At 67.8% G+C, this 6,551-nt stretch carries 10 protein-coding genes; 9 read left to right on the forward strand and 1 reads right to left on the reverse strand.

Going from position 1 to position 6,551, the window contains the following annotated elements; genetic code table 11:
- From HA052_RS27485 to HA052_RS26835, 8 genes are all read left to right on the forward strand, one after another.
- Positions 1-209, forward strand: a 209-nt coding sequence (locus HA052_RS27485; RefSeq protein WP_206119074.1) for a hypothetical protein, incomplete at its 5' end; no start/stop codon positions are given.
- Positions 210-401: 192 nt separating this feature from the next.
- On the forward strand, positions 402-1,583 hold the full coding sequence (locus HA052_RS26805) for a PrgH/EprH family type III secretion inner membrane ring protein (RefSeq protein ID WP_166454393.1): 1,182 nt from the start codon (positions 402-404) through the stop codon (positions 1,581-1,583).
- A gap of 18 nt (positions 1,584-1,601) precedes the next feature.
- Positions 1,602-1,853, forward strand: a complete 252-nt coding sequence (locus HA052_RS26810; RefSeq protein WP_166454394.1) for a type III secretion system needle complex protein — start codon at positions 1,602-1,604, stop codon at positions 1,851-1,853.
- Between the two features lie 42 nt (positions 1,854-1,895).
- Complete coding sequence (gene sctI / locus HA052_RS26815) at positions 1,896-2,201, forward strand: type III secretion system inner rod subunit SctI (protein ID WP_166454395.1); 306 nt, start codon at positions 1,896-1,898, stop codon at positions 2,199-2,201.
- Complete coding sequence (locus HA052_RS26820) at positions 2,198-2,953, forward strand: EscJ/YscJ/HrcJ family type III secretion inner membrane ring protein (protein WP_166454396.1); 756 nt, start codon at positions 2,198-2,200, stop codon at positions 2,951-2,953. The genes sctI and HA052_RS26820 overlap by 4 nt, the downstream gene beginning before the upstream one ends.
- Positions 2,946-3,533 carry a type III secretion apparatus protein OrgA/MxiK gene (locus tag HA052_RS26825; RefSeq protein ID WP_166454397.1) on the forward strand — a complete coding sequence of 196 codons (588 nt, stop codon included), beginning with the start codon at positions 2,946-2,948 and terminating at the stop codon, positions 3,531-3,533. The genes HA052_RS26820 and HA052_RS26825 overlap by 8 nt, the downstream gene beginning before the upstream one ends.
- Positions 3,490-4,185: an oxygen-regulated invasion protein OrgB gene (locus tag HA052_RS26830; protein ID WP_166454398.1), complete on the forward strand. Its 696-nt coding sequence runs from the start codon at positions 3,490-3,492 to the stop codon at positions 4,183-4,185. Before HA052_RS26825 ends, HA052_RS26830 begins: the two co-directional genes overlap by 44 nt.
- Positions 4,182-4,706, forward strand: a complete 525-nt coding sequence (locus HA052_RS26835) for a hypothetical protein (RefSeq protein WP_166454399.1) — start codon at positions 4,182-4,184, stop codon at positions 4,704-4,706. The genes HA052_RS26830 and HA052_RS26835 overlap by 4 nt, the downstream gene beginning before the upstream one ends.
- A gap of 1 nt (position 4,707) precedes the next feature.
- On the opposite strand, the gene HA052_RS26840 is transcribed toward HA052_RS26835, so the two are convergent.
- Positions 4,708-5,718, reverse strand: a complete 1,011-nt coding sequence (locus HA052_RS26840) for a questin oxidase family protein (protein WP_166454400.1) — start codon at positions 5,716-5,718, stop codon at positions 4,708-4,710.
- A 72-nt stretch (positions 5,719-5,790) separates the two neighbouring features.
- On the opposite strand from HA052_RS26840, the gene soxR reads away from it, so the two are divergent.
- Entirely contained in the window at positions 5,791-6,285 is a 495-nt protein-coding gene (gene soxR / locus HA052_RS26845; protein WP_166454401.1) for a redox-sensitive transcriptional activator SoxR, read from the forward strand.
- Positions 6,286-6,551 lie beyond the last annotated feature (266 nt).

Consider the following 6,551-nt stretch of genomic DNA (forward strand, 5'->3'; position numbering starts at 1 on the left):
GCGCTGGCCCGGCGCGCGTCTGGAACAAGATCGCGGCGGCCAGCGCGGCCGATATTCAGCAACTGCGTGACGAACAAAGCCAAAAACAGCGCAAGGAACCTGGCTCGAAGCCCTCCGCCGCCTCCCCGGCGGGAGCGGAGCTCATCAACGAATTGAAAGAGCGACAGCAAAAAATGGCGGCGCGGGCCGCCAGCGCTCAGCAGCGGTAATTCCGCGACTCTCCCGATCCCCCTTTACATGGCGGCCGCCGCTTCCGCGGCACGCCGCCATGCTTTTTCCCTCCTCCCCGAATCTGATTCCCCTCCCGAGATTTCATCGGTTTTCCATCAGGAATCCATTCCGGCTTGTCCGTAAAGTAAATGTCAACATCGCAGAACCTTGCGCACTCACCGACAGACACCATGGCAGCTGAAGACATCACTCTCTCCGCGCCGGCGCCCATCGTGGTCCGCCTGCTAAACAGCCCGCTGCGCGGCTGCGAATTCCTTTTGCAACCGGGCAAGACCTTGTTTCTGGTCGGCCCGGCCGCCGCCCTGACCGAAGCCGGCCAGTTGCCGGAATTGCCGGCCGACGCGCTGTTCATTCCGCTGGAACAGGGAGGCGTCAATTTCGAAGTGCTGATCGACCGCGCCGAGCCCGACCGAGTGACTTTGCGCGAATTGCGCGACGCCGGCGTGGACGAGCGCCCGGCCGAATTCAACCGCCCGCTGCGCATCGGCGCGCTGGAACTGGCGCTGCGGCCGGAGCACCTGTCCTGGTCGCCGGAGGTGCTGGGTCACGGCCAGGACGCGCCCCCGCCGGAACAGAAACCGGCGCGTCGCCACGCCGCCGCCGCGGTGGCGCTGGCGGTGGTCGCCGCGCTGTTGCTGGCCGGCGGCGGCTACTGGCTGTGGAACACCCCGCAACGCCAGGCCTCGGAATTAAACGCCTTGCTGGGACGCGACAGCCAGCGCTTCCAGGTGCTGCCCGGCCGCGACGGCGTGTTCTACGTTTCCGCCGCCAATGAGCGCGACAGCGCCTGGGCGCGGCAAGTCCTGGCGCGCGGCGACTACAACCGCCCGGCGCGGGTGCTCAGCCCGCAGCAGGAAAACGAACGCGTCGGCCGCTGGCTGGCGGATAACTACCCGCACCTGCCCTACTACCGCTTGCAGCTGGACAACCCGCGCCGGCCGCAGCTGTGGGTCAGCCAACAGCGCGCCGCGCTGGGCGGGCCGGCCAGCCAAGCGCTGTCGCAGCGGCTGGCCGAACAAATGCCCTACGCCGACGCGGTGGACATCGTGCCGGTGGACGACGCCGCCGCCGCGAGCCAGGCCGAAACCGGCCTGTCGCGCCAGGCGCTGCCCTTCACGCGCAGCGAGCAGCCCAACGGCGTCACCTTCGTGATCCAGGGCGCGCTGGACGACGGCGAACTATTGCGCGCGCGCCGCTTCGTCGACGACTACTACCGCCAATGGGGCGGCCGCTACGTGCAATTCGCCATTGAATTGAAGGACGACTGGCTCAAGGGCAAGTCCTTCAAATACGGCAACCAGGGTTACGTCAAGATGGCGACCGGCCACTGGTATTTCCCCAAACCCCTGTAAACCCAAAGGCAAACCACCATGGCAATCGATATCACCAATCCGGACTGGACCCTCAGCGACATGTCCAAGGAGTTCGACACCGGCACCAGCAAGCTCCAAGGCGAGCTGACCACGGCGCTGGATAAGCTGAACGGCAACCCGTCCAACCCCCAGTTGCTGGCCGACTACCAGAGCAAGCTGTCCGAGTACAACCTGTACCGCAACGCGCAGTCCAACACCGTCAAAGTGTTCAAGGACATCGACGCGGCCATCATTCAGAACTTCCGCTAAACCCCGACGCCGGCCACGCGCCGGCGCTTCAGGAGTCCGCCCATGACCCCCATCGCCGCCCTCTCTCTGGATTCGCTGACCGCCCAGGTCAGCGACATCACTCGCTCCGAACACAATCTCGTGTCGCTGGACGACCGCCTGATCCAGGCCTTCTCGCAAAACGCCGTCGGCGTAGGCATGGAGAAGGACGCCATTCTGCAACGGCTGGAACAGCCGGGCCTGTTGAGCAATCCGGCCGTGCTGATGGAGCTGCAGCAGCGCACCTCCAATTACAACCTGGAGGTGTCCATGATCAGCACCCTCACTCGCAAAACCGTGGGCGCGGTAGAAAGCCTGCTGCGCTCATGATCCGCCATGGTTTCAAAGCCGTATTGCTGGCCTTGCTGCTGACCGGCTGCCAGCAGAAGGACTTGCTCAAGGGTCTGGATCAGCAGCAAGCCAATGAAGTGATCGCCGTCTTGCAACGCCACAATATCGAGGCCGACAAAACCGACCGCGGCAAGACCGGCTTCAGCATCGCCGTGGCGCAGCCGGACTTCGCCGCCGCCGTGGACTGGCTGAAGGCCTACAACCTGCCGTCGCGGCCGCGGGTGGAAGTGGCGCAGATGTTCCCGGCGGACTCCCTGGTGTCCTCGCCGCGCGCGGAAAAGGCGCGGCTGTACTCCGCCATCGAGCAGCGGCTGGAGCAGTCGCTGCAAACCATGGACGGCGTGCTGTCCGCGCGCGTGCATGTCAGCTACGACCTGGATTCCGGCGAAGGCGGCCGCGCCGCCAAGCCCATCCATTTGTCCGCGCTGGCGGTGTACGACCGCGACGTGGACCCGGAGCAGATGGTCAACGATATCAAGCGTTTCCTGAAGAACAGCTTTGCCGACATCGATTACGACAATATCTCGGTGGTGTTGTCGCGACGCAGCGAAGCGCAGCAGCAGGCGCCCACCGCGCCGACGGAAGAACGCGGCTCCGGCCTGAGCTGGCTGATGGCAGGCGTGGCGCTGATCGCCCTCCTGGGCGCGGCGGCGGCCTGGCTGTGGCAGCGCCGCGCGCCCAAACCCGCGGCAACGCCGCCCGCCGCCGAGCCGCAGACCGGACATGAGTAAGCCGCCCGCCACCCGGTCCCCCGCGCTGCAAGCGCTGCTGTACGACCCGCTGGCCTATCTGCACCCGCGGCGGCTGGTCCTGCCGTCAGCGTTGATCGCCTCCGCCGCCGCGCGCGCGGCGGCCAATGAGCTGGTGATTTCCGCCTATCGGCTGGACAGCGACTGCGCCGACGCCCAGTTGGACCCGCTGGCGCGGCAATGGCTGCGCCACTGGCGGCGGCTGCCGCAAACCGCCTATCTGCTGGGCTGCCACGCGCTGCGCGCCGGCCTGGGCTGGCAAGCCGGCCTGCTGCGGCTGCCGGACTGGGCGCAGGAATTCGCCGCCGTGGCGCTGCCGCCGGACGCCGCCGCCGCGCAACGGCCGGCGCTCAGCCACGGCGCGCTGCTGCTCACCGGCTACGGCCGCCTGCAAGCTTGGCGCGAGCGGCTGCCGCGCCCCTTGGCGCAACGCTTGCCGCTGCTGTTCCCGCCGGAGGCCGACGCCGCGCCGCCGCAACCGGCCGCCGACGCCCTGATTCTGACCTTGGCCCTACAACATGCCCAGAGACATCCCCACACCCCGCCCGCCGATCGCCGCTGAAGGCGTGCTGGTGCGCCGCGGCCAGCTGCGCCGCGCCGCCCGCGCCGACCAACTGGAGCGCGAGGCGCGGCAACAGGCGCAGCGCGTGCTGCGCGAAGCCGAGCGCCAGGCCGAAGCCCTGCGTCGGCAAGCCAACCAGGAAGGCTACCAGCAAGGCATGCTCGTCGCGCTGGAACACGCGGCCGCCCATCTTGCCGCCAACCAGGCCATGGCCTGGCGATGGCGCGAGCGGCTGGAGCAAGAGGCGCGCGCCATGCTGGCCGCCGCCGTGGACCATCCGGACACGCTGTTGCTGCTGCTGGACGAATGGCTGCGCGGCCTGGACCAGCCGGACGCCACGCTTTACCTGCAACTGCCCAAGCGCGCCCGCGCGCTGCAGCCGCAGCTGATGACGCTGCTGGCGGAAAACTGGCCCGGCGCCATCCAGATCGACTACCACGCCGACGCGCGCTTCATGATGCGCTGCGCGGACCAGGCGGCGGAGTTCTCGCCGGAACAATACGTGGAACCGGCCAGCCGCCAGTTGCTGCAATGCCTGGAGCCCTTGCCTCAGGACTGCCGCCGTTTGTCGGAACAGGCGCTGCGCGGCTTGATCGCGCAACTGGAACAAGACCTGGCGGCCTTGGCCGCCGCAGACAGGAGCCCGGAATGATCCCCTCGCTGACCCCTTCCGCCATGGGCCGCGCCGCCGCGCCCGGCGACGACCTCATCCCGCTGCAACAGCGGCTGCTGGCCGCGGCGCAAGACGCCGACGGCGCCGCGCCGCCAACGGAAACGCCGGAGGCCGACGACGCCAAGCCGGTGGAGCCGCCGCCGCACCAATGGCCGGACTTCCAGTCCGACCCGGTAGCGGTGGCCTTCCTCGCGGCGCTGCGCCAGCTGTCGCCGCCGGCGTCCGACTCGCAAGAGGACAAACAGCGCTACGCCGACGCCGTCGGCAAGCTGCTGGGCGGGTTCAAGGACCCGGCCACCGACAAACTGGCCTTCACCACCTTGAAGCAGAAAAACGACATGATCCAGCGCACGCTGGAACAGATTGACTCCGCCTCCCCGCTGCACACCGCCTTGATGACCTCGCTGGTGGGCAATATCGGCGTGGCCGGCATGATGCAGCAATGGATGCAGGACGCGATCATGTCCGGCGGCGTGCCCAAGGAGATGGAAGACTGGTGATTCACGCCGCGTCCCACAAGGCCCGCGCCGCCGCCGCGTGATAGAAAGCGTCGCCGCTGCGCTCGAACTCCCGCTGGCAGGCGTACACCAGCTTGATCACATGCTCGTTGCGCACGTTCAGCACGCGCTGCAGCAATAAGGGCCAGGCCGGCTGCGCGTCCGGCAGCTCCTCCGCCTCCAAAGCCGGCGCGCCGATGGACACATAGGCGACGCAGAAGGTCTGCCACAAGGCGGGACGCCAATCCTCCGCCGGCAAGCCGGGCAAATGCTCCAGCACGTCGCGCAGCGCCAGCGTCGCCGTCACCATGTGCAGCGCGGTGAAGTTGTCGGTCTGCCAGTACACCCGCAGCGCCGCCCGCGCCAGCGCGTCCAGCCAGTCCGCCGTGCGCGGCGCGCCGGGCAGCGCGGCGGCGAAGCGCGGATCGGCCAACACCGCGTCGAAGCGATCGTGTATCCAGTAATCCGGGCTGTTCCAGCCGCTCATCGCCCGCGACAAACTCGCCAGCCCGTCCTCCGCCGAAGCCGCCGGCGCGTGCGCGTCCAAACCGGCGGGCAGGCGCAGATAGCTGCTCAGATAATAGGCAAGACCCGCCGCCGCCTCGCCGTCGTGGCCGGCGCGCAGGGCGAAAGCCAGCCGGATCAAGGGGTGGAAAGCGCCGCCGCCCGGCGAGAACGGCAGGCTGCCCAAGGCCTCACGCACGGTGTCTTCCACCCCGCGCGCCGCCACCCTCTCCTCCATCACTCTGAGCAGCGCCGGGAAGGCGTCTAGCCGCCCCAAGGCCGCGTCCCAGCGGCCCCAGCCGATATCGTATTCCACCAGCGCCGCCGGCTCGGCGCGCTCGCTCTCCCAGAAGTCGAAGAATGCTCGCAGCTGATGCGGCTCCGCGCCCATTTCCGCCAGCGCGGTCAGCGCCATCGGACAATGGTTGGTCGTGTCGCTGTGCATCAGCGAAAACTCATGGTTGGCGTCCAGCAAGGCATGCAGTTCGGTGTGACAGCTTGGCGCGTTCATGGCGTCCTCCTTGAAAAAATCATGACCTTACGATAAAAGTTAAAGTCAACTTTAAGTCAAGCGAGTCCGCTCATGCCCGTCGCACCCTTAGCCAAACCCTGTCCCTGGCTCAGCATAGGCGAACTGGCGCGCCGTTCCGGCGTAGCCGCCAGCGCCCTGCGCTACTACGAAAGCCAAGGCCTGCTGCACAGCGCCCGCTCCGCCGGCGGCCAGCGTCAGTACCCGCGCGACGCGCTGCGACGCGTCGCCTTCATTCGCGCGGCCCAGATCGTCGGCATCAGCTTGGACGACATCCGCGGCTCGCTGGCCGCCTTGCCCAGCCAGCGCACGCCGACGCCTCGCGACTGGGAGGCCTTGTCCGCGGACTGGCTGCCGCGCCTGCAACAGCGCATAGACGAACTGACCCGGCTGCGCGACCGGCTGGGCAACTGCATAGGCTGCGGCTGCCTGTCGCTGAGCCAGTGCGCGCTGTACAACCCCGGCGACTGCGCGGCCAGCCAGGGCCAGGGGCCGCGCTACCTGATCGGCGAGCCCCCGGCCGAGCCGCCGGACCAAAAAACGGGCTGAGAGCCTGTTCAAAGTCTCGCGAGCCAGCGCGAAACAAGGTGTTGCGGCTGAGAAAGCGGTGCGTACACGCGCTACATGAGCATTTCGAAGACGGCGCTCATCGCACAATGTCTCTATCGACGCGCAGCTGATCGTAAACAGGTTCTGAGCGCTTCCTGAAAGCCATCGCCGGAGCGGCGCGATGTAATGGCGGCCATTTCAACGCCACTGGAGCGCCATCATGCTACTGCCTCTCGGCTTTCCCTCCGTCCGGCCCAACGCCAGCC

The sequence above is a fragment of the Chromobacterium fluminis genome, from assembly GCF_011602385.1.
GTDB classification, from domain to species: domain Bacteria; phylum Pseudomonadota; class Gammaproteobacteria; order Burkholderiales; family Chromobacteriaceae; genus Chromobacterium; species Chromobacterium fluminis.

What these genes read in the sequence shown, in the direction of transcription:
- HA052_RS26830 (WP_166454398.1), top strand. Translation starts at nt 3,490, where the DNA reads ATGCCCAGAGACATCCCCACACCCCGCCCGCCGATCGCCGCTGAAGGC.
- HA052_RS26805 (WP_166454393.1), top strand. Translation starts at nt 402, where the DNA reads ATGGCAGCTGAAGACATCACTCTCTCCGCGCCGGCGCCCATCGTGGTC.
- HA052_RS26810 (WP_166454394.1), top strand. Translation starts at nt 1,602, where the DNA reads ATGGCAATCGATATCACCAATCCGGACTGGACCCTCAGCGACATGTCC.
- HA052_RS26825 (WP_166454397.1), top strand. Translation starts at nt 2,946, where the DNA reads ATGAGTAAGCCGCCCGCCACCCGGTCCCCCGCGCTGCAAGCGCTGCTG.
- soxR (WP_166454401.1), top strand. Translation starts at nt 5,791, where the DNA reads ATGCCCGTCGCACCCTTAGCCAAACCCTGTCCCTGGCTCAGCATAGGC.
- HA052_RS26835 (WP_166454399.1), top strand. Translation starts at nt 4,182, where the DNA reads ATGATCCCCTCGCTGACCCCTTCCGCCATGGGCCGCGCCGCCGCGCCC.
- sctI (WP_166454395.1), top strand. Translation starts at nt 1,896, where the DNA reads ATGACCCCCATCGCCGCCCTCTCTCTGGATTCGCTGACCGCCCAGGTC.
- HA052_RS26840 (WP_166454400.1), bottom strand. Translation starts at nt 5,718, where the DNA reads ATGAACGCGCCAAGCTGTCACACCGAACTGCATGCCTTGCTGGACGCC.
- HA052_RS26820 (WP_166454396.1), top strand. Translation starts at nt 2,198, where the DNA reads ATGATCCGCCATGGTTTCAAAGCCGTATTGCTGGCCTTGCTGCTGACC.